Genomic DNA, 24,485 nt, shown 5'->3' with positions numbered 1-24,485 from the left:
CGCGTCCGACGAGAAAGAGACCACGGTGACGGTTTCCTCCGCTTCCTCCTCCCGTTCGAGTCTGTCCGCAGACGAGCCCGTCGCGGTGGTCGGCCTGGCCTGTCGGCTGCCCCGAGCCGCCGGCCCCGACCAGTTCTGGCAGCTGCTCAAGGACGGTGTCGACGCCGTCGGTGAGGCCCCCGAGGGCCGCTGGGACAGTGCGGCGCTGCCGCTGCGGTTCGGCGGGTTCCTGGACCAGGTGGACCAGTTCGACCCGGGCTTCTTCGGCATCTCCCCGCGCGAGGCGGTGGCGATGGACCCGCAGCAGCGGCTGATGCTGGAACTGGGCTGGGAGGTGCTGGAGGACGCCGGGATGGTCCCCGCCACCCTGCGGGACAGCCGCACCGGCGTGTTCGTCGGCGCGATCTGGGACGACTACGGCACCCTGATGTACCAGCAGGGCATCGAGGCGATCGGTCGGCACACCATCACCGGCTCGCAGCGCGGGATCATCGCCAACCGGCTCTCCTACACCCTGGGACTCCAGGGGCCCAGCCTGACCGTGGACACCGGCCAGTCCTCCTCGCTCGTCGCCGTGCACCTGGCCTGCGAGAGCCTGCGCAGCGGCGAGTCCACCCTGGCCATCGCCGGTGGGGTGAACCTCAACATCCTGCCCGAGACCACCATGGGCAGTCTCCGGTTCGGCGGCCTCTCGCCCGACGGGCGCTGCTACACCTTCGACGCCCGGGCCAACGGCTACGTCCGCGGCGAGGGCGGCGGAGCCGTGCTGCTCAAGCCGCTGTCGCGGGCCCTGGCCGACGGCGACCGGATCTACTGCGTGATCGCCGGAACGGCGATGAACAACGACGGCGCCACCGACGGCCTGACCGTGCCCGGAGCCGAGGGGCAGCGCGAGGTGCTGCGCACGGCCTACCAGCGCGCCGGGCAGGACCCCGCCCAGGCCCAGTACGTCGAACTGCACGGAACCGGTACCCGGGTCGGCGACCCGATCGAGGCCTCGGCCCTGGGCGCGGTGCTCGGCGCGGCGCGTCCGGACGGCGACCCGCTGCCGGTCGGCTCGGCCAAGACCAACGTCGGCCACCTGGAGGGGGCGGCCGGGATCGTCGGCCTGCTCAAGGTGGCGTTGAGCATCCGCCACCGGCAGCTCCCGCCGAGCCTGAACTTCAGCACGCCCAACCCGGACATCCCGCTGGACACCCTGCGGCTGCGGGTGCAGCAGGAGTTGGGCGAGTGGCCGCACGCCGACCGCACGCTGCTGGCCGGTGTCTCCTCGTTCGGCATGGGCGGAACCAACTGCCACGCGGTGCTCACCGAGCCGCCCGCCGTCGCCGTCCCGCAACCGGCCGACCAGCTGCCCGACGCCCTTCCGTTGGTGGTGTCGGGGCGGTCGCGGGAGGCGTTGCGGGGGCAGGCGGGTTTGTTGTTGGGGTTGTTGTCGGATGGTGTGGGTTCGGGTGTGGGTGTGGGGGATGTGGCGTGGTCGTTGGGGGTGTCGCGTTCGGTGTTCGAGCATCGGGCGGTTGTGGTGGGTGGTGGTCGTGAGGGTGTGTTGGCTGGGTTGGGTGCGGTTGCTGGTGGTGTGGGTGCGGGGAATGTGGTGGTGGGTTCGGGTGTGGGTGGTGGGACGGTGTTCGTGTTTCCTGGGCAGGGGTCGCAGTGGGTGGGGATGGCGTTGGGGTTGTTGGAGTCGTCGTCGGTGTTCGCTGGTCGGATGGGTGAGTGTGCGGTTGCGTTGTCGGGGTTTGTTGATTGGTCGTTGTTGGATGTGTTGCGTGGGGTGGAGGGTGCTGCTTCGTTGGAGCGGGTGGATGTGGTGCAGCCGGTGTTGTGGGCGGTGATGGTGTCGTTGGCTGAGGTGTGGCGGTCGTTGGGGGTGGTGCCGGATGCGGTGGTGGGGCATTCGCAGGGGGAGATCGCGGCGGCGACGGTGTGTGGTGCGTTGTCGTTGGTGGATGGTGCGCGGGTGGTGGCGTTGCGGAGTCGGGCGATCACGGCGTTGGCTGGTTTGGGCGGGATGATGTCGGTTGCGTTGCCTGCTGCTGAGTTGGGTGGGTATCTCGATCGGCGGTCGGGCGGCTTGTCGTTGGCGGCTGTCAATGGTGCGTCGTCGTGTGTGGTGTCGGGTGAGACCGAGGCCTTGGAGTTGCTGCGTGAGGAGTTGGAGGGGGCTGGTCATCGGGTGCGGATGGTGGCGGTGGATTACGCGTCGCATTCGGCGCAGGTGGAGGGGATCAGGGAGGAGATTCTGGAGTTGTTGGCTCCGGTGGTTCCGGTGTCGTCGGTGGTGCCGTTTGTGTCGTCGGTGACGGGTGGGCGGTTGGATACGGCGGGGTTGGATGCGGGGTACTGGTATCGGAATCTGCGGGGGACGGTGCGGTTCGAGGAGGCGACGCGGGCGTTGTTGGGTGAGGGGGTGGGGGTGTTTGTGGAGGTGAGTGCTCATCCGGTGTTGGCGGTGGGGTTGGGTGAGACGTTGGAGAGTGCGGGTGTTGAGGGTGTGGTGGTGGGGTCGTTGCGTCGTGGTGAGGGTGGGATGGAGCGGTTGTTGGTGTCGTTGGGTGAGGTGTTGGCGGGTGGTGGCCGGGTTGACTGGGGGGTGTTGGGTGGTGGGGTGCCGCGCACGCGGGTGGACCTGCCGACCTACGCCTTCCAACGCAAGCGCTACTGGATCGAGACGTCCGCCCGTCCCGTCGCGGCGCTCACCGGCCCGGCCGTCGACGACGGCCCGGAGACTCCCGCGACCGAGCAGCCCGACACGGGGGACGAGGCGGCGGCACTCGCCGCCCGGCTGACCGGATTGACCGAGGCCGAGCAGACCCGGGTGCTGCTGGACGTGGTGCGCACCGTCGTCGCCATCGTCCTCGGCCACGCCGACGGCGGGACCGTCGAGGGCAGCGCCACCTTCAAGGACCTCGGCTTCGACTCGCTCTCCTCGGTGGAACTGCGCAACCGGCTGGCCCAGCGCACCGGGCTGCGGCTGCCCACCGCCCTGCTGTACAACCACCCGACCCCGGTCGGCCTGGCCGCCCACCTGCGGTCCGAACTCGTCGCCCCGGCGCCGCGCGTCCTCGCGACCGCGGCCACGGGCAGCGCGATCGGCCACGACGAGCCGGTGGCCATCGTCTCCATGAGCTGCCGGTTCCCGGGTGACGTGCGATCCCCGGAGGACCTGTGGCAGTTGGTCGCGGAAGGACGCGACGCCACCTCCGACTTCCCGGTCAACCGCGGCTGGGACCTGGCCACCCTCTACGACGCGGACTCCGTCCGCAGTGGGACCTCGTACACCCGGCGCGGCGGATTCCTGCACGACGCCGACCAGTTCGACCCGGCGTTCTTCGGCATCAACCCGCGCGAGGCGTCCGCGATGGACCCGCAGCAGCGGTTGCTGCTGGAGAACGCCTGGGAGGCACTGGAGCGGGCCGGTCTGGACCCGCACACCCTGCGCGGCCAGCAGGTCGGCGTCTTCGTCGGCGCCATGGCCCAGGACTACGGCCCCCGGCTGCACGAGACCGTCGAGGGCACCGAGGGATACCTGCTGACCGGCAGCACCACCAGTGTGACCTCGGGGCGGATCTCCTACGTCCTCGGCTTCGAGGGACCCGCGGTCACCGTCGACACCGCGTGCTCCAGCTCCCTGGTCGCGCTGCACCTGGCGATGCAGGCGCTCCGCCAGGGCGAGTGCGGCCTCGCGCTGGCCGGTGGCGTCACCGTCATGTCGACCCCCGGCATGTTCGTCGAGTTCAGCCGACAGCGCGGACTGTCACCGGACGGGCGCTGCCGGGCGTTCGGCGCCGGAGCCGACGGCACCGGCTGGGCCGAGGGCTCCGGACTGGTCCTGCTCGAACGGCTCTCCGACGCCCGGCGGAACGGACACCAGGTCCTCGCCGTGCTGCGCGGCTCGGCGATCAACCAGGACGGGGCGAGCAACGGACTCACCGCGCCCAACGGCCCCTCCCAGGAACGGGTGATCCAGCAGGCCCTGGCCAACGCGCGGCTCTCCGCCGCCGACGTCGACGCGGTCGAGGCCCACGGCACCGGCACCACCCTCGGCGACCCGATCGAAGCCGGAGCGCTGCTCGCCACCTACGGCAGGGAGCGGACCGCCGACCGGCCGCTGTGGCTGGGTTCGCTCAAGTCGAACATCGGCCACGCCCAGGCCGCCGCCGGCATCGGCGGGATCATCAAGATGGTCATGGCGCTGCGCAACTCCCAGCTGCCGCGCACCCTGTACGCCGACGTGCCCTCCCCGCACGTGGAGTGGGAGGACGGCGGGGTGGCGCTGCTCACCGAGGCCGTCGACTGGCCGGCACTCGACCGTCCGCGCCGGGCCGCCGTCTCCTCCTTCGGGATCAGCGGGACCAACGCCCACGTGATCGTCGAGGAGGCACCGGCCCTCGCCCCCGTCCACGACACCCCGGCCGAGCCCGGCACCGCCGAGCCCGGCCTGGAACTCCCGTTGGTGGTGTCGGGGCGGTCGCGGGAGGCGTTGCGGGGGCAGGCGGGTTTGTTGTTGGGGTTGTTGTCGGATGGTGTGGGTTCGGGTGTGGGTGTGGGGGATGTGGCGTGGTCGTTGGGGGTGTCGCGTTCGGTGTTCGAGCATCGGGCGGTTGTGGTGGGTGGTGGTCGTGAGGGTGTGTTGGCTGGGTTGGGTGCGGTTGCTGGTGGTGTGGGTGCGGGGAATGTGGTGGTGGGTTCGGGTGTGGGTGGTGGGACGGTGTTCGTGTTTCCTGGGCAGGGGTCGCAGTGGGTGGGGATGGCGTTGGGGTTGTTGGAGTCGTCGTCGGTGTTCGCTGGTCGGATGGGTGAGTGTGCGGTTGCGTTGTCGGGGTTTGTTGATTGGTCGTTGTTGGATGTGTTGCGTGGGGTGGAGGGTGCTGCTTCGTTGGAGCGGGTGGATGTGGTGCAGCCGGTGTTGTGGGCGGTGATGGTGTCGTTGGCTGAGGTGTGGCGTTCGTTGGGGGTGGTGCCGGATGCGGTGGTGGGGCATTCGCAGGGGGAGATCGCGGCGGCGACGGTGTGTGGTGCGTTGTCGTTGGTGGATGGTGCGCGGGTGGTGGCGTTGCGGAGTCGGGCGATCACGGCGTTGGCTGGTTTGGGCGGGATGATGTCGGTTGCGTTGCCTGCTGCTGAGTTGGGTGGGTATCTCGATCGGCGGTCGGGCGGCTTGTCGTTGGCGGCTGTCAATGGTGCGTCGTCGTGTGTGGTGTCGGGTGAGACCGAGGCCTTGGAGTTGCTGCGTGAGGAGTTGGAGGGGGCTGGTCATCGGGTGCGGATGGTGGCGGTGGACTACGCGTCGCATTCGGCGCAGGTGGAGGGGATCAGGGAGGAGATTCTGGAGTTGTTGGCTCCGGTGGTTCCGGTGTCGTCGGTGGTGCCGTTTGTGTCGTCGGTGACGGGTGGGCGGTTGGATACGGCGGGGTTGGATGCGGGGTACTGGTATCGGAATCTGCGGGGGACGGTGCGGTTCGAGGAGGCGACGCGGGCGTTGTTGGGTGAGGGGGTGGGGGTGTTTGTGGAGGTGAGTGCTCATCCGGTGTTGGCGGTGGGGTTGGGTGAGACGTTGGAGAGTGCGGGTGTTGAGGGTGTGGTGGTGGGGTCGTTGCGTCGTGGTGAGGGTGGGATGGAGCGGTTGTTGGTGTCGTTGGGTGAGGTGTTGGCGGGTGGTGGCCGGGTTGACTGGGGGGTGTTGGGTGGTGGGGTGCCGCGCACGCGGGTGGACCTGCCGACCTACGCCTTCCAACGCAAGCGCTACTGGGTGAACGCTCCGACCGGGACCGATGCCACCCAGCTCGGGCTCACCGGCGCCGACCACCCGTTGCTCGGCGCCCGGATCGCCCTGGCCGGGGACGACGGACTGCTGCTCACCACCAGGCTCTCGGCGCAGAGCCACCCATGGCTCGCCGACCACGCCGTGCGCGGCACCGTCCTGCTCCCCGGCACCGCCTTCGTGGAACTGGCCCTCCGGGCCGGTGAGCACCTCGGGTGCGGGCTGCTGGAGGAGCTGACGCTGCACGCACCGCTGGTACTGGCCGAACAGGCCGCCGTCCAGGTCCAGGTCGCCGTGGGCGGGCCGGACGCCGCCGGTCGGCGTCCGGTCACCGTGCACGCCCGACCGGCCGAGGAGGACGCGCCGTGGGCCCCCCACGCGACCGGCCTGCTGGCGCCCGTCACCGGCCGGGAACCGGCCGAGGGCCTCGCCGCCTGGCCGCCGCCGGGCGCGGAACGGCTCGACCTGAGTGGCGCGTACCGGCGCCTGGCCGAGCAGGGCTACGAGTACGGCCCGGCCTTCCAGGGCCTGCGCTCCGCCTGGCGGTTGGGCGAGGACCTGTACGCGGAGACCCTGCTCGCCGAGGAGCAGCAGGCCGACGCCGCCCGGTACGGGCTGCACCCGGCCCTCCTCGACGCGGCCCTGCACCCGCTGGTCCTGGGCCTGCTCGGCGGCAACAGCGACCCCGGCGCACCCAAGCTGCCGTTCTCCTGGTCCGGCGTGCGGCTGCACGCGGTCGGGGCCTCCGCGTTGCGCGTCCGCCTCACCATGACCGGGGACGACACCGCGGCGCTGACCCTCGCCGACGCCGAGGGAGCCCCGGTGGCCACCGTCGACGCCCTCGCGCTCCGGGCCTGGCAGGGTGCCGGGACGGGTCCGCGCCGCCAGGGCGGCGAGCTGTACGAGCTGGCCTGGACGCCCGTCGGCACCACCGCGGCCCCGGCCCCCGGCGACCGGGCGGTGGTCGGCGAGGGCTCCCTGGCCGCCTGGCCGGTCGACTCCGGCCGTCCGCCCGCCTACGCCGACCTGCCCGCGCTGTTCGCCGCGCAGCCGCAGCAGCCGCTCCCGGAGCTGGTCCTGGCCGACTTCACCGGCTCCGGCCCCGAGGGCGCCCCGGTCGGCGACACCGCCGCGGCCGCCCGGGCGGCCGCGCACCGGGCCCTCGACCTGGTCCAGGCATGGCTCGCGGAACCCCGCGCCGAGAACGCCCGGCTGGTCGTGGTCACCAGCGGCGCGGTCGCCGCCCGCACCGGCGGGCCCGGCGCCGACCCGGCGGCGGCCGCCGTCTGGGGGCTGCTGCGCAGTGCGCAGACCGAACACCCGTACCGCTTCGGCCTGCTGGACCTCGACGGGGCCGCCGATCCGGCGCTGCTGTCGCTCCCGGGCCGGGACGAGCCGCAGCAGGCGCTGCGCGGCGGCACCGCATACGTCCCCCGGCTCAGCAGGGCCGCCGCCGACACCGCCGACACCGCTCGGCGCCGCCCCTTCGACGGCGAGGGGACGGTGCTGGTCACCGGCGCCACCGGGACCCTCGGCGGGCTGCTGGTGCGGCACCTGGTCAGCGAACACGGCGTCAGGCACCTGCTGCTGGCCAGTCGCAGCGGCCACGGAGCCGAGGGCGCGGTCGAGTTGGAGGCGGAGCTGCTGGCCCAGGGGGTCAGCGTCACCGTCGCCGCCTGCGACGTCGCCGACCGGGCGGCGCTGGCCGCACTGCTCGCTGAGGTCGATCCGGCCCACCCGCTGACCGCGGTGATCCACGCCGCCGGTGTCCTCGACGACGGCACCGTGGAGTCGCTCACCGGCGACCGGCTCGACCACGTGCTGCGTCCCAAGACGGACGCGGCCTGGAACCTGCACGAGCTGACGGCCGGGCTCGACCTGTCCGCCTTCGTGCTGTTCTCCTCGGTCGCGGCCACTACCGGCAACGGCGGCCAGGGCAACTACGCCGCCGCCAACGCCTTCCTGGACGCCCTGGCCGACCACCGCCGGGCCCTGGGCCTGCCGGCGACCTCGCTCGGCTGGGGGCTGTGGGCCGAGACCAGCGGCATGACCCGGAGCATGGACAGCGTGGACCTGGCCCGGTTGAGCCGGGCCGGGATCGCTCCGCTCGCCACCGACGACGGGCTGGCGCTGTTCGACCTGGCGCTGACGGCCGCTCCCGCGCACCTGCTGCCGCTCCGGTTGGACCAGGCCGGGCTGCGGGCCCAGGCGGCGGCGGGCGCGCTCGCGCCGGTCTTCCGCGGCCTCGTCCGGCTGCCCGCCCGCCGGGCCGCCGCGGCGGCGAACGACTCGTCCTGGGCGCAGCGCCTGGCCGCGCTGCCGGGGGCGGAGCGCGAACGCGAACTCCTGGCCCTGGTCCGCGCGCAGGTCGCCGCGGTGCTCGGGCTCGGGGACGCGGAGACGGTCGACCCGTCCCGGGCGTTCAAGGAGCTGGGCTTCGACTCGCTGACGGCGGTCGAGCTGCGCAACCGGCTGAACGCGGCCAGCGGCCTGCGGCTGCCCGCCACGCTGCTGTTCGACCACCCGAGCTCGGCCGCGCTCGTCACCCATCTGAACAGCGAACTGCTGGGCGGCGCCCCGGAACCGGTGCGGACGGCGGCGGTCGTCGCGGCGACCGCCGACGAGCCGATCGCGATCGTCGGCATGGCCTGCCGCTACCCGGGCGGGGTGCGCTCCCCGGAGGACCTGTGGCGGATCGTCGCCGACGGGATCGACGCGATCGGGGACTTCCCGACCGACCGGGGCTGGGACAACGACGAACTGTACGACCCCGACCCGGACGCGGTCGGCAGGTCGGTCACCCGGCAGGGCGGATTCCTGTACGACGCGGCCGACTTCGACGCGGACTTCTTCGGGATGAGTCCGCGCGAGGCGATGGCCACCGACCCGCAGCAGCGGCTGCTGCTGGAGACCGCCTGGGAGGCCGTCGAGGCCGCCGGGCTCGACCCGGCCACGCTGCGCGGCAGCAGCACCGGGGTGTTCGTCGGCGCGATGTACCACGACTACGGCGCCCGGCTACAGCAGGCCCCGGAGGGCTACGAGGGGCTGCTGCTGGTCGGGAACCAGGGCAGTGTGGCGTCCGGGCGGGTGTCGTACAGCTTCGGTTTCGAGGGTCCGGCGGTGACGGTGGACACGGCGTGCTCGTCGTCGTTGGTGGCGTTGCACCTGGCGGCGCAGGCGTTGCGTTCGGGTGAGTGCTCGTTGGCGTTGGCGGGCGGGGTGGCGGTGATGGCGACTCCGGCGACGTTCGTGGAGTTCAGCCGTCAGCGCGGACTGGCCCCGGACGGCCGCTGCAAGCCGTTCTCCGCCGACGCCGACGGCACCGGATGGGGTGAGGGCGTCGGACTCCTCGCCCTGGAGCGGTTGTCGGACGCGCGGCGGAACGGGCACCGGGTGTTGGCGGTGGTGCGGGGTTCGGCGGTGAACCAGGACGGTGCGAGCAACGGTCTGACGGCGCCGAACGGGCCCTCGCAGCAGCGGGTGATCCGTGGGGCGTTGGCGGCGGCGGGGTTGTCGTCGGCTGAGGTGGACGTGGTGGAGGCGCACGGTACCGGGACGAGTCTGGGTGACCCGATCGAGGCGCAGGCGCTGCTGGCGACCTATGGTCGGGACCGGTCGGGGGAGCAGCCGTTGTGGCTGGGTTCGGTGAAGTCGAACATCGGTCACACCCAGGCCGCGGCCGGGGTGGCCGGGGTGATCAAGATGGTGATGGCGATGGAGCACGGCGTGCTGCCCGCGTCGCTGCACGTGGGGGAGCCGTCACCGTACGTGGACTGGTCCTCGGGCGGGGTGTCGCTGCTGCGCGAGTCGGTGCCGTGGGAGGCGGGCTCGGGTGCCCGTCGGGCGGGGGTGTCCTCGTTCGGGATCAGCGGTACCAACGCCCACGTCATCCTGGAGCAGGCTGAGGAACAGGCCGCCACCGAAGGGGAGTCGGCTGATCCTGGGTCGGTGTCCGGGGTGCTGCCGTGGGTGGTGTCGGCGCGGAGCGCGGCGGCGTTGCGGGAGCAGGCGGCCCGGCTGTTGGAGCTGGTGACCGCACGGCCCGAGTTGCGTCCGGCCGACATCGGCCTCTCGCTGGCCACCCGCGCGGTCCACGCGCACCGGGCGGTGCTCGTCGGCGGGGACCAGGCGGAGCTCACCCGCGCGCTCGCGGCGCTCGCGGCCGGTGACCCGGCGGCTGACCTGCGGACCGGGGTGGCTGGGGTGGCTGCCAAGGTGGTGTTCGTGTTCCCTGGGCAGGGGTCGCAGTGGGTGGGGATGGCGTTGGGGTTGTTGGAGTCGTCGTCGGTGTTCGCTGGTCGGATGGGTGAGTGTGCGGCGGCGTTGTCGGGGTTTGTCGACTGGTCGTTGTTGGATGTGTTGCGTGGGGTGGAGGGTGCCGCTTCGTTGGAGCGGGTGGATGTGGTGCAGCCGGTGTTGTGGGCGGTGATGGTGTCGTTGGCTGAGGTGTGGCGTTCGTTGGGGGTGGTGCCGGACGCGGTGGTGGGGCATTCGCAGGGGGAGATCGCGGCGGCGACGGTGTGTGGTGGGTTGTCGTTGGTGGATGGTGCGCGGGTGGTGGCGTTGCGGAGTCGGGCGATCACCGCGCTGGCCGGGGCGGGCGGGATGATGTCGGTCGCGCTGCCCGCCGCCGAGCTGCGTGAACGCCTGCTGCCGTGGGGCGACCGGATCGCGATCGCGGCCGTCAACGGCGCGCGCTCGGTGGTGGTCTCCGGCGATCCGGACGCCCTCGACGAACTGCTCGCGGCCTGCGCCGACGACGGCGTCCGGGCCCGCCGGGTACCGGTGGACTACGCCTCGCACTCGCCGCAGGTGGAGTCCATCCGCGAGCAGGTGCTGCGGGACCTCGACGGGATCACCCCCCGGCCGCCGCTGATCCCCTTCCGCTCCACGGTCGGCGGCGACGGGGCCGGGCCGGAGCTGTTCGACGCCGCCTACTGGTACCGCAACCTGCGCCACACGGTGGAGTTCGAGGAGGCCACCCGGGAGCTGACCGGCACGGGCCACGGGATCTTCATCGAGGTGAGCGCGCACCCGGTGCTCACCACGGCGATGCAGGAGACCTTCGAGGCGGAGCGGGTGGACGCCGTCGCGGTGCCCACGCTGCGCCGGGACGAGGGCGGTCCGGCGCGGGTGCTGCTGTCGCTCGCGGAGGGCTTCACCCGCGGGCTGGACGTGCGCTGGAGCACCGTCTTCGGCGGACACGCCGCGGCCACCGTGCCGCTGCCCGGGTACGCCTTCCAGCACCGGCGCTACTGGCTGGAACCGGCCGCCGACACCGTCGACCTCCGGTCGGCCGGGCTGGAGTCCGCCGGGCACCCGCTGCTCGGCGCGGTGGCCCGGCCCTCCGGCGGTGACAACCTGCTGCTGACCGGCAGGGTCGCGGTGGACACCCACCCGTGGCTGGCGGACCACGCCGTGCGCGGCACGGTACTGCTGCCAGGTACCGCCTTCCTCGAACTCGCGGTCCAGGCAGGGCTGCACGCGGGCTGCGAGCTGGTCGAGGACCTCACCCTCGAAGCGCCGCTGATCCTGCCCGACCACGGCGCGCTGCGGCTGCAGATCGAGGTGGAACCGGCCGACGAGAGCGGCGCGCGGCGCATCAGTGTCCACTCGCGTCCCGAGGCCGCCGAGGACGCCGACGAGGACGGCCCCTGGTCGCGCCACGCCACCGGCCTGCTGCGTCCGGCGGACGCCTCGGCGGCGGCGGATCCGGACAGCGCCTGGCCACCGGCCGGAGCGGTCGCGGTGCCGCTGCCCGACGCCTACCAGCGCCTGGCCGAGCAGGGCTACGAGTACGGCCCGGCCTTCCAGGGCCTGCGGTCGGTCTGGCAGTCCGGTGACCAGGTCTACGCGGAGGTCGCCCTCGACCCGGAGCACCGGTCCGACGCGGCCGGATACGGTCTGCACCCGGCGCTGCTGGACGCCGCGCTGCATCCGGTGGTGCTCGGCCTGCTCGGCGAGCGCGAACCCGGCCTGCTGCCGTTCTCCTGGACCGGCGTCCGGCTGAGCGCGGCCGGAGCGGTGACGCTGCGGGTCCGGCTCACCGCGCGGGGCCCGAGCGGTGTCTCGATCACGGCGACGGATCCGCAGGGGCGCACGGTCGTGTCGGTGGACTCGCTGCTGATGCGGCCGATCGCGGCCGACGGGCTGTCCGGCTCCGCCGACGCCCCGGCCCGGCAGTCGCTGTTCACCGCGGCCTGGACCCCGGTGGGCCAGGAGCAGCCGCAGCAGCCCTCCCGGCTGGCCGTGCTGGCCGACGCCGTGACCGGCCTCGGCCGCCTCGCCGAACTGCCCGCGTTCACCGACCCCGCCTCCCTCGCCGGGGCGGCCCCGCTGCCCGAGGCGGTGCTGCTGCCGGTGCTCCCGGCCGCCGACCCGGACCGTGGCGATGTCCCGGGCGCGGTGCGCGAGTTGACCGCCCGGATGCTGGACACGGTGCAGCGGTGGCTGGGCGAGGAGAACCTCGCGGCGGTGCCGCTGGTCGTGCTGACCCGGGGCGCGGTCCCGGTCGACGGGCCCGGTGAGGTCACCGACCTCGCCGCCGCCGCGGTCTGGGGGCTGCTGCGCTCCGCGCAGACCGAGCACCCGGGACGCCTGCTCCTGGTCGACGCCGACGCGTGGACCCCGCAGGCGGTCGCGGTCGCGCTGGCCACCGGTGAGCCGCAGGTCGCGGTCCGCGCGGGCCGCCCGTACGTGCTGAGGCTGGACCGGCTCGCCCCGGCGGCCGACGCGCCCCGCCTCGCCGAGCCCGAGGGCACCGTGCTGATCACCGGCGGTACCGGAACGCTGGGCGCGCTGCTGGCGCGCCACCTGGTACGCCGACACGGGGTCCGCGACCTGCTGCTGGTCAGCCGGAGCGGTGGCGCCGCCGCCGGAGCGGCCGAACTGGTCGCCGAACTGGCCGACCTCGGCGCCCGGGTGACGGTCGCCGCCTGCGACGCCGCCGACCGCGCGGCCCTGGCGGACCTGCTCCAGCGGATCCCCGCGGAGCACCCGCTGACCGCCGTGGTGCACGCGGCGGGGGTGCTCGACGACGGCGCGTTCGACCGGCTCACCCCCGACCGGCTGACGGCGGTGCTCCAGGGCAAGGCGGACGCCGCCTGGCACCTGCACGAACTGACGGCCGACCTGGACCTGTCCGGGTTCGTGCTCTTCTCCTCCATGGCCGGAACCCTCGGCAGCGCCGGGCAGGCCAACTACGCCGCCGCCAACGCCTTCCTGGACGGACTGGCGGCGCTGCGCAGCGCCGCCGGGCTCCCGGGCACGGCCCTGGCCTGGGGCCTGTGGGCCGACGGCAGCGGCATGACCGGCCACCTCGGCTCGACCGACCTGGCCAGGGTGGGCCGCAACGGACTGGCGCCGATGGCCGCCGAGTACGCCCTCGACCTGTTCGACGCCGCGCTCGCCACCGGCGTGCCCACGGCCGTGACCGCCAAGCTCGACACCGGTGCGCTGCGGGCCCGGGCGGCGGCCGGGGACCTGCCGGTACTGCTGCGCGGTGTGGTCCGCGCCGTGGTCCGCCGCGCGGCCGGTGCCGCGGACGACCCCGACGGGCACGAGCTGCGCCGACGGCTGCGCGGCCTGGCGCCGGAGCAGCGCCACCCGGTGCTGCTGGACCTGGTGCGGGCGGCCGTGGCGGCCGTGCTCAACCACTCCGGCGGGCAGGCGATCGACCCGTCCCGGGCGTTCAAGGAGCTGGGCTTCGACTCGCTGACGGCGGTCGAGCTGCGCAACCGGCTGAACACCGCCAGCGGCCTGCGGCTGCCGGCGACCCTGGTCTTCGACCACCCCACCCCGGACGCGCTGACCGGCTTCCTGCTCGCCGAACTGCTGGGCACGGGGGAGGCCCCGGCGGCTGCGCCGGTCCGCTCCGTCGCCCGCGACGACGACCCGATCGCGATCGTCGGCATGGCCTGCCGCTACCCCGGCGGCGTCCGCGACCCCGAGGGCTTCTGGCGGCTGGTCGAGTCCGGGACCGACGCCATCGGCGACTTCCCGACCAACCGGGGCTGGGACCTGGAGCGGCTCTTCCACGAGGATCCCGACCACCTCGGCACCAGCTACGTGCGCCAGGGCGGATTCCTGTACGACGCGGCCGACTTCGACGCGGACTTCTTCGGGATGAGCCCGCGCGAGGCGATGGCCACCGACCCGCAGCAGCGGCTGCTGCTGGAGACCGCCTGGGAGGCGTTCGAGGCGGCCGGTATCGACGCGCGCTCGCTGCGCGGCAGCGACACCGGGGTCTACGTCGGCGTCATGTTCGCCGACTACGGCTCCCGCCACACCAGCGCTCCCGACGGCTACGAGGGCTACCTGGTCAGCGGCAGCGCGGGCAGTGTGGCGTCCGGGCGGGTGTCGTACAGCTTCGGTTTCGAGGGTCCGGCGGTGACGGTGGACACGGCGTGCTCGTCGTCGTTGGTGGCGTTGCACCTGGCGGCGCAGGCGTTGCGTTCGGGTGAGTGCTCGTTGGCGTTGGCGGGCGGGGTGGCGGTGATGGCGACTCCGGCGACGTTCGTGGAGTTCAGCCGCCAGCGCGGACTGGCCCCCGACGGCCACTGCAAGCCGTTCTCGGCCGACGCCGACGGTGCCACCTGGTCCGAGGGCGTGGGCCAGTTGGTGCTGGAGCGGTTGTCGGACGCGCGGCGGAACGGGCACCGGGTGTTGGCGGTGGTGCGGGGTTCGGCGGTGAACCAGGACGGTGCGAGCAACGGTCTGACGGCGCCGAACGGGCCCTCGCAGCAGCGGGTGATCCGTGGGGCGTTGGCGGCGGCGGGGTTGTCGTCGGCTGAGGTGGACGTGGTGGAGGCGCACGGTACCGGGACGAGTCTGGGTGACCCGATCGAGGCGCAGGCGCTGCTGGCTACCTACGGTCGGGACCGGTCGGGGGAGCAGCCGTTGTGGTTGGGTTCGGTGAAGTCGAACATCGGTCACACCCAGGCCGCGGCCGGGGTGGCCGGGGTGATCAAGATGGTGATGGCGATGCGGTACGGGGTACTCCCGGCCTCGCTGCACGTGGGGGAGCCGTCGCCGCATGTGGACTGGTCCTCGGGCGGGGTGTCGCTGCTGCGGGAGCCGGTGCCGTGGGAGGCGGGTGCGCGACCGCGTCGGGCGGGGGTGTCCTCGTTCGGGATCAGCGGTACCAACGCCCACGTCATCCTGGAGCAGGCTGAGGAACAGGTCAGCGAGGAAGGGGAGTTGGCTGCGCCGGAGCTGACGTCCGGGGTGCTGCCGTGGGTGGTGTCGGCGCGGAGCGCGGCGGCGTTGCGGGAGCAGGCGGCCCGGCTGTTGGAGCTGGTGACCGCACGGCCCGAGTTGCGTCCGGCCGACATCGGCCTCTCGCTGGTCACCGGTCGGAGCACGTTCGAACACCGGGCCGTGGTACTCGGCGCCGACCAGGAGCAACTGGTCTCCGGACTACGGGAGTTGACCCAGGGAGGAGCCGCCGCCGGGGTGACCGCCGGGGTGGCTGGGGTGGCTGCCAAGGTGGTGTTCGTGTTCCCTGGGCAGGGGTCGCAGTGGGTGGGGATGGCGTTGGGGTTGTTGGAGTCGTCGTCGGTGTTCGCTGGTCGGATGGGTGAGTGTGCGGCGGCGTTGTCGGGGTTTGTCGACTGGTCGTTGTTGGATGTGTTGCGTGGGGTGGAGGGTGCCGCTTCGTTGGAGCGGGTGGATGTGGTGCAGCCGGTGTTGTGGGCGGTGATGGTGTCGTTGGCTGAGGTGTGGCGTTCGTTGGGGGTGGTGCCGGACGCGGTGGTGGGGCATTCGCAGGGGGAGATCGCGGCGGCGACGGTGTGCGGTGGGTTGTCGTTGGTGGACGGTGCGCGGGTGGTGGCGTTGCGGAGTCGGGCGATCACCGCGCTGGCCGGGGCGGGCGGGATGATGTCGGTCGCGCTGCCCGCCGCCGAGCTGGGCGGGTATCTCGACCGGCACCCGGACAGCCTGTCGCTGGCGGCCGTCAACGGCGCCTCCTCGTGCGTGGTCTCCGGTGAGACCGAGGCCCTGGAGGCCCTGCGCGAGGAGTTGGAGGAGGCCGGTCACCGGGTGCGGATGGTGGCGGTGGACTACGCCTCGCACTCCGCGCAGGTGGAGCGGATCAGGGAGGAGATCCTGGACCTGCTCGCCCCGGTGGCGCCCCGCTCCAGCAGCGTCCCGTTCCTGTCCGCGGTCACCGGCACGGCGATCGACACCGCCGAGCTGGACGCCGACTACTGGTACCGCAACCTGCGCGGCACCGTGCGGTTCGACCTCGCCACGGCCGCCGCGCTGGAGCTGGGCTGCTCGGTGTTCATCGAGTCCAGCGCGCACCCGGTGCTGCTGACCGGGCTCCAGGAGACGCTGGACGCCTGGGGCGGTTCGGCCGCCGCGGTGGGCTCGCTGCGCCGTGGCCAGGGCGGCCCCGACCGGTTCCTGGCCTCGCTCGCCGAGGCCTACACGCACGGCGCGGCCGTCGACTGGGCGGCTTTGCTCTCCGGGCTCGGCGCGACCGCGGTTGACCTGCCCGGCTACGCCTTCCAGCGGCAGCGCTACTGGCTGGACACCCGGGCCGACGGCGGCGATCTGAGTTCCGCCGGGCTGACCGGCTCGGACCACCCGCTGCTCGGCGCGGCGGTCGAACTCGGCGACGACCAGGGCGCGGTGTTCACCGGCCGACTGTCGGCGCGCACCCACCCGTGGCTGACCGACCACGCCGTCACCGGCACCGTGCTGGTGCCCGGCGCGGCCCTGGTGGAGCTGGCCGCCGCGGCGGGCGCCCGGGTCGGCTGCCCCCGGGTGGACGACCTGGTCCTGGAGAGCCCGCTGACCCTGCCGGACGAGCAGTCGCTCGCTCTGCAACTGGTGGTCGGCGCTCCGGACGCCGACGGCCGACGCCACGTCACGGTGTTCGCCCGGCCGTCCGGCACCGCCGACGAGCAGCCGTGGACCCGGCACGCCTCGGGCACGGTCGCCCCCGCCACGCCCTCCGGGCACGACACCGGCTGGGCCGGTGCCTGGCCGCCGCCCGGCGCGGCTCCGGTGGACCTCGACGACGCCTACCAGCGCCTGGCGCTGCGCGGCTACGACTACGGCCCGGTCTTCCAGGGCCTACAGACCGCCTGGCGCTCCGGCGAGGACATCTACGCCGAAGTCCGGCTGTCCCCGGACACCGAGACCGAGGGCTTCGGCCTGCACCCGGCACTGCTGGACGCCGCGCTGCACCCGGTCGCCCTCGGCCTGATGGCCGCCGACGCCTCCGGCAACGACCGCCTGCGGCTGCCGTTCAGCTGGAGCGGGGCCACCGTGCACCGGGCCGGAGCGACCGGACTGCGGGTCCGGCTGTCCCCGGACGGCTCCGGCGGCGTCCGGATCACCGCGGTCGACCCGGCCGCGGCCTTGGTGACCACCGTCGACTCGCTGTCGCTCCGGGAGGTCTCCCCGGACCGGCTGACCAGTGGCGGGGGCGGGGCGCTCTACCGCACTGTGTGGGAGCGCGCGACGGGGGCCGCGGCGGTCCCGGCCGCCGAGCCGTCGCGGATCGCGGTCCTCGGCGCGGCGGTCGCCGGTACCTGGTCCGGCGAGGCGGTCACCCGCCACCCGGACCTGGCCGCGCTGGTCGCCTCGGTCGAGGCCGGCGCCCCGCTGCCCGACGCGGTGGTACTGCCCTGCCACGCGGACACCGAGGGACCGGACGCGGTGCACGCACTGGCCGCCCGGGTGCTGACCACCGTCCGGGACTGGCCGACCGAGCTGCTCGGCGGCGCCCGGCTGGTGCTGCTCACCCGCCGGGCGGTACGGGTCGGTCCCGGCGAGACCGTGGCCGACCTGGCCGGCGCGGCGGTCCGGGGCCTCGCCCGCACCGCCCAGAGCGAGCGCCCCGGCAGCTTCCTGCTGCTCGACACCGACCTGCCCGGCGACGGCCTGCCCGGCGACGGCCTGCCCGACACCGACCGGCCCGGCGACGGCGCCGACACCGCCGCGGTCCGCGCCGCGCTCGACGCGGACGAGGCCGAACTCGCCCTGCGCGACGGCGTCCTGCTGGCGCCGCGACTGTCCCCGGCGGCCCCCGACAGCGCGTCCGGCTCCGGGGCCTTCCCGCCCGGGGGCACGGTCCTGGTCACCGGCGGCACCGGGACGCTCGGCGCGCTGGTCGCCCGGCACCTGGTCACCCGGCACGGGGTCCGTGACCTGCTGCTCACCAGCAGGCGCGGCGCGGACGCCCCCGGTGCCCCGGAACTCGTCGCCGAACTCGACCGGCTCGGCGCCCGGGTCACCGTCGTCGCCTGCGACGTCGCCGACCGGGCGGCGCTGGCGGCGCTGCTCGGGTCGGTGCCCGCGGAGCGACCGCTGACCGGAGTGGTGCACACCGCCGGGATCCTGGACGACGGCGTCCTCGACGCGATGACCCCCGAGCGGCTCGCCCCGGTGCTGCGCGCCAAGGCCGACAGCGCCTGGCACCTGCACGAACTGACGGCCGGACGCGACCTGTCCGCGTTCGTCCTGTTCTCCTCGCTCGCGGGGACGCTGGGCAACCCCGGGCAGGCGAACTACGCCGCCGCCAACGCCTTCCTGGACGGGCTGGCCGGTCGGCGCGCGGCCGCCGGACTGCCCGCGACCAGCGTCGCCTGGGGCCTGTGGGCGGAGCGGAGCGAGCTCACCGCCACCCTCGACGGGGCGGGCGCGGCCCGCCTCGGCCGGTCCGGGATCACGGCGATGTCCGCCGAGGACGGCCTCGCCCTCCTCGACCGGGCACTGACCGGCGCCGAGCCGGTCACCGTCGGCGCCAGGTTCGACACCGTGGCGCTGCGGACCCAGGCCGCCGACGGCCTGCTGCCGCCGCTGCTGCGGGGCCTGGTCAGGCTTCCGGCACGGGCGGCGTCCGCCCGCCGGGCCCCCGGGGACGCGGCGCAGCGGCTCGCCGCGCTGTCCGAGCCGGAACAGCGCCGCGAACTGCTGGACCTGGTCCGGGCGGAGGTCGCCGCGGTCCTGTCCCACGGCAGCCCCGACGCGGTCGATCCGCAGCGGGCGTTCAAGGACCTCGGCTTCGACTCGCTCACCGCCGTCGAACTGCGCAACCGGCTCAACACCCGGACGGGTCTGCAGCTGCCGGCCACCGTCGTGTTCGACCAGCCGAACCCCACCGCCCTGGCGACGTTCCTGCGCGGCCGACTGCTGGGCACCGCGCCCGCCGCGCCCACCACGGCGCCGGTCCCGGCCACGGCCGCCGACGAGCCGATCGCGATCGTCGGGATGGCGTGCCGGTATCCGGGTGGGGTGGTGTCGCCGGAGGGGTTGTGGGAGTTGGTTGCGCGTGGTGGTGACGCGGTGGGTGGTTTTCCGACGGATCGGGGGTGGGACCTGGGTGGTCTGTACGATCCGGATCCGGATAATCCGGGGACGAGTTATGTGCGTGAGGGTGGGTTCCTGTACGACGCGGCGGAGTTCGATCCGGGGTTCTTCGGGATGAGTCCGCGGGAGGCGTTGGCGACGGATCCGCAGCAGCGGTTGTTGTTGGAGACGACGTGGGAGGCGTTGGAGAACGCCGGGATCGATCCGGCGGGGCTGCGCGGCAGTGACACCGGGGTCTTCGCCGGGGTCATGTACAACGACTACGCCTCGCGGATCCAGCGGATCCCCAAGGACCTCGAAGGCTTCCTGGTCAGCGGCAGCGCCGGCAGCGTGGCCTCCGGCCGGGTCGCCTACACCTTCGGGTTCGAGGGCCCGGCGGTCACCGTCGACACGGCCTGCTCCTCCTCGCTGGTCGGCATGCACCTGGCCGCACAGGCGCTGCGCCGCGGCGAGTGCGACCTGGCGGTGGCCGGCGGGGTGACCGTGATGTCGACCCCGGCCGCCTTCGTGGAGTTCAGCCGCCAGCGGGCGCTCTCGCCCGGCGGACGCTGCAAGTCCTTCGCGGCCGACGCCGACGGCGCGGTCTGGTCCGAGGGCGCGGGCATGCTGCTGCTGGAACGCCTCTCCGACGCCCGCGCCCGGGGCCACCGGGTACTCGCCGTGATCCGCGGCTCGGCGGTCAACCAGGACGGTGCCAGCAACGGCCTGACCGCCCCCAACGGACCCTCGCAGGAGCGGGTGATCCGGCGGGCCCTGGCCGACGCCCGCCTCGGCGCCGCCGACATCGACGTGGTCGAGGCCCACGGCACCGGCACCACCCTCGGCGACCCGATCGAGGCGCAGGCGCTGCTGGCGACGTACGGGCAGGACCGGCCGGACGGGCAACCGCTGTGGCTCGGCTCGGTCAAGTCCAACATCGGGCACGCCCAGGCCGCCGCCGGGGTGGCCGGGGTGATCAAGATGGTGCAGGCGATGCTGCACGGGGAACTGCCCAGGACCATCCACGCCGACGAGCCCTCGCCGCACGTCGACTGGTCCGCGGGCGCGGTCAGGCTGCTCACCGAGCCCGTGCCGTGGCGGCGCGACGACCGCCCGCTGCGAGCCGCGGTCTCCTCGTTCGGCATCAGCGGGACCAACGCCCACCTGATCCTGGAACAGGCACCGGCCGCCGCCCCGACCGAACCGGGCGCCGCCACCGGCGGGCAGCCGCGGCCGACCGCCGAGGGGCCGCTGCCGTACCTGCTGTCGGCCCGCTCCGGCCAGGGGCTGCGGAACCAGGCCGCGCGGCTGGGCGCGTTCGTCCGGGAACGCCCCGAACTGGCCCCGGTGGCGGTCGCGCGGGCGCTGGCGACCACCCGTGGCCGCTTCGGCCACCGGGCGGCGGTCGTCGCCGCCGACCGCGAGGCGCTGCTGGCCGGGCTGGACGCGGTCGCGACCGGCGGCGCGGCGGCCCACGTCGTCGAGGACGACGCCGAGGGCGGCACCGGCAAGGTGGTGTTCGTCTTCCCCGGCCAGGGCACGCAGTGGGCGGGCATGGCGGTGGAGCTGATGTCCGGCTCCGAGGTCTTCGCCGGGCGCCTCGCCGAGTGCGCCGAGGCACTGGCCCGGTACACCGACTGGTCGCTGGAAGCGGTGCTGCGGGCCGAGCCCGGCGCGCCCGGCCTGGAGCGGGTGGACGTGGTCCAGCCCGCGCTGTTCGCGGTGATGGTCTCGCTGGCCGAACTGTGGCGTTCACTGGGCGTCGAGCCCGACGCCGTGGTCGGCCACTCGCAGGGCGAGATCGCCGCCGCCTGCGTGGCGGGCGCGCTGTCGCTGCCGGACGCGGCGAAGGTGGTGGCGCTGCGCAGCCAGGCGCTGGCCCGACTCGCCGGGACCGGTGGCATGGTGTCGCTGGCACTGCCCGCCGCCGCGGCCCGGGAACTGCTCACGCCGTGGCCCGACCGGATCCACGTCGCGGCCGTCAACGGCCCCGCGTCGACCGTCGTCGCCGGGGAACCGGGGCCGCTCGACGAGCTGATCGCCCACTGCGACGCCACCGGCGTCCAGGCCCGGCGGATCCCGGTCGACTACGCCTCGCACACGCCGCAGGTGGCGATGATCGAGGAGCGCCTGGCCGAGCTCCTCGACGGCATCAGCCCCCGACCGGCCGCCGTGCCCTTCTACTCGACGCTCACCGGAGGCCTGCTCGGCGCCGGTGACCTCCTCGACAGCCGCTACTGGTACGACAACCTGCGCAACCCGGTGCTGCTGGAACCGGCGGTGCGGGCGCTGGCCGGATCCGGGCACCGCACCTTCATCGAGGTCAGCCCGCACCCGGTGCTCACCACCCCGATCACCGACACCCTGGACGGCTCGGGCACCGCGCTGGGCACGCTGCGCCGCAACCACGGCGGTGCGGAGCGCTTCCTGCTCGCCGCCGCCGAGGCCCACACCCGGGGCGTGGCGGTCGACTGGCCGAAGCTGTTCACCGCCGCCGACCACCCGGTCGCCCTGCCGACCTACGCGTTCGACCGCAGCCGCTACTGGCTCGACGCACCCGCCGTCGAGCAGAGCGCCGCCGGTCTCGGCCAGACCGCGACGCGCCACCCGCTGCTCGGCGCGGTGGTCGAACTCGCGGACGACCAGGGCGTGGTCCTCACCGGGCGACTGGCCCGCGACACCAGCCCCTGGCTGGCCGACCACGCGGTCCTGGACACGGTCCTGCTGCCGGGCGCGGCCTTCGCCGAACTCGCCCTGCACGCCGCCGACCACGCGGGCTGCGCCGGGGTGGCCGACCTCACCGTGGAGGCGCCGCTGCTGGTGCCCGCCGAGGGCGACACCCGGTTGCGGGTCACCGTCGGCCCGGCGGACGCGGACGGCTACCGCCCGGTCGCGGTGCACTCCCGCTCCGGCGAGACCGGGAGCGAGTGGATCCGGCACGCCGCCGGTTCCCTCGCCGGTACGCTGCCGCCGCCCCCCGCGGCGGACCTCGCGGCCTGGCCGCCCCCGGGCGCGGTGCCGCTGGAACTGCCGGACCCCTACGGCTCCCTGGCCGGATACGGCCTGGACTACGGGCCGGTGTTCCAGGGGCTGCGGGCGGCCTGGCAGCACGGTGAGGACCTGTACGCCGAGATCGCCCTGCCGGAGGGCGCCGAGGCCGACGGCTTCGGCATGCACCCGGCGCTGCTGGACGCGGCCCTGCACGCGGCGGCGCTGATGACGCTGCGGGCCGACGGCGGGCTGCGGCTGCCGTTCTCCTGGAACGGCGTGGCGCTGCACGCGGGCGGCGCGACCGCCGCCCGGGTCCTGCTCTCGCCGAGCGGACCGGACGCCTTCTCGGTCACCCTGGCCGACCTGACCGGGGCGCCGCTGCTCTCGGTCGGCTCCATGGCCACCCGGCCGTTGAGCGCGGAACAGCTGGCCGGAGCCGGTGCGCGGACCGGCGGCCCGGCCGCGGTGTCCTGGGTCGCCCACCCGCTGCCGGACACCGGGGACCGCACCGGCGGCTGGGCCACGCTGGGCGACCTCGGCCTGTCCGACGCCGACGCCTACGCGGACCTGCGGGAGCTGGCCGACGCCATCGACCGCGGCGCCGCGCTCCCCGACCAGGTGGTGCTGCCGGTACTCGCGCCCTCCGCCGAGGACGTCGAGGGACGCGTTCCCGACCGGGTGCACGAGGCGGCCCGCCGGGTGCTGGACCTGCTCCGGCAGTGGCTCGCCGACGAGCGGTTCCTGGCCTCCCGGCTGGTCGTGCTCACCTCGGGCGCGGTGGCCGCCGTCCCCGGGGACCGGCTCACCGACCTGGTCGGCGCGGCCGTCCGCGGCCTGGTCCGCGCCGCCCAACTGGAGGAGCCGGACCGGATCGCCCTCGTCGACACCGACCGGATCGAACGGTCGGCCCTGGCCGCGGCCGTGACGGCCGGTGAACCGGAGACCGCGGTGCGGGCCGGTGTCGTGTACGAGCCCCGGCTGGTCCGGGTGCCGGAGGTCCCGGCGGGCGACCGGCCCACCGGGTCCGGGCTCGACCCGGAGGGGACGGTGCTGGTCACCGGCGCCGGAGGCACCCTGGCCGGGCTGACCGCCCGGCACCTGGTCGCCGCCCACGGCGCCCGGCACCTGCTGCTGGTCGGCCGCCGGGGCCCGGCCGCGCCCGGCGCCGCCGCGCTGGAGGCGGAACTCACCGCGCTCGGCGCCCGGGTGACCACCGTGGCCTGCGACGTCGCCGACCGGGACGCGGCGGCCGCGCTGCTGGCGGCCGTCCCGGCCGGGCATCCGCTGACGGCGGTGGTGCACGCGGCCGGGGTGCTCGACGACGCGACCGTCGCCGGGCTCACCGCCGAGCAGCTGGGCCGGGTGCTGCGGCCCAAGGTCGACGCGGGCTGGAACCTGCACGAACTGACCCGTGGCACCGAGCTGTCGGCGTTCGTGCTGTTCTCCTCGGCGGCGGGCCTGCTGGGCAACGCCGGACAGGCCAACTACGCCGCCGCCAACGCCTTCCTGGACGCGCTCGCGCGGACCCGGCAGGACCAGGGGCTGCCCGCCGTGTCGCTGGCCTGGGGCCTGTGGGCGGACGAGAGCGGGATGACCGAGGGCCTCGGCCGGACCGGACGCGGGCGGATGGAGCGCGCGGGCATCGTGCCGATGCCGTCGGCGGAGGGGCTGGCGCTGTTCGACGAGGCGCTCCGGCTGAACGAGCCGTCGGTGCTGACGGCCCGACTGGATCCGGCCGGGCTGCGTGCCCGTGCCGCGGACGGAACCCTGCCCGGCATCCTGCGCGGCCTGGTCCGGGGCGGAGCGGCCCGGCGGCCCGCCGCCAACGCGGCCCTGCCGGGGCCGGAGCAGCTGGCCGCGCGGCTGGCGGGCCTGTCCGCGAAGGAGCGCGGCTCGGCCCTGCTCGACCTGGTGCGCGGGCAGGTCGCGGTGGTGCTCGCGCATCCCAGCCCGGAGACCCTGGAAGTCCGGCGCGGACTGCTGGAGCTGGGCTTCGACTCGCTGACCGCGGTCGAGCTCCGCAACCGGCTCGCCAAGGCGACCGGTCTGCGGCTGCCCAGCACCCTGCTGTTCGACCACCCGACCATCACCGCCCTCGCCGAGCACCTCGACCTGCAACTCGCCGACACCGGCGGCGGGGCCCTGGACGCGCTGCTGGCGGACCTGGACCGGATCCGGCTCGCCCTCGGCTCGCTGCCCGAGGCGGTGGACAGCGGCGAGATCGACCTCCGGCTGGAGGCGCTGCTGCGGGACCGACGGCAGAGCGCGGAGGCCACCGAAGCGGCCGTCGCCGACCTCCACTCGGCGACCGACGACGAACTGTTCAACGTACTCGACGACGAACTGGGGCTCTCATGACCCTCATGACCAGCGCCCGAACCGATCCGCGGACTCCTGAGAGGTTGATATGACGCCCTCCGCCGAC

Annotated in this window: 1 protein-coding gene; it reads left to right on the top strand. The window is 74.3% G+C overall.

Annotated elements, in window-relative coordinates; translation table 11 throughout:
* The first annotated feature begins 25 nt into the window (after window positions 1-25).
* Window positions 26-24,418, top strand: a complete 24,393-nt coding sequence (locus tag GXP74_RS28350) for a type I polyketide synthase (protein ID WP_304940925.1) — start codon at window positions 26-28, stop codon at window positions 24,416-24,418.
* The last annotated feature ends 67 nt before the right edge of the window (window positions 24,419-24,485 follow it).

This window comes from Streptacidiphilus sp. P02-A3a, from assembly GCF_014084105.1.
In the GTDB taxonomy this organism is placed as follows: Bacteria; Actinomycetota; Actinomycetes; order Streptomycetales; family Streptomycetaceae; genus Streptacidiphilus.
This window is presented reverse-complemented; position numbering and strand designations above follow the sequence as displayed.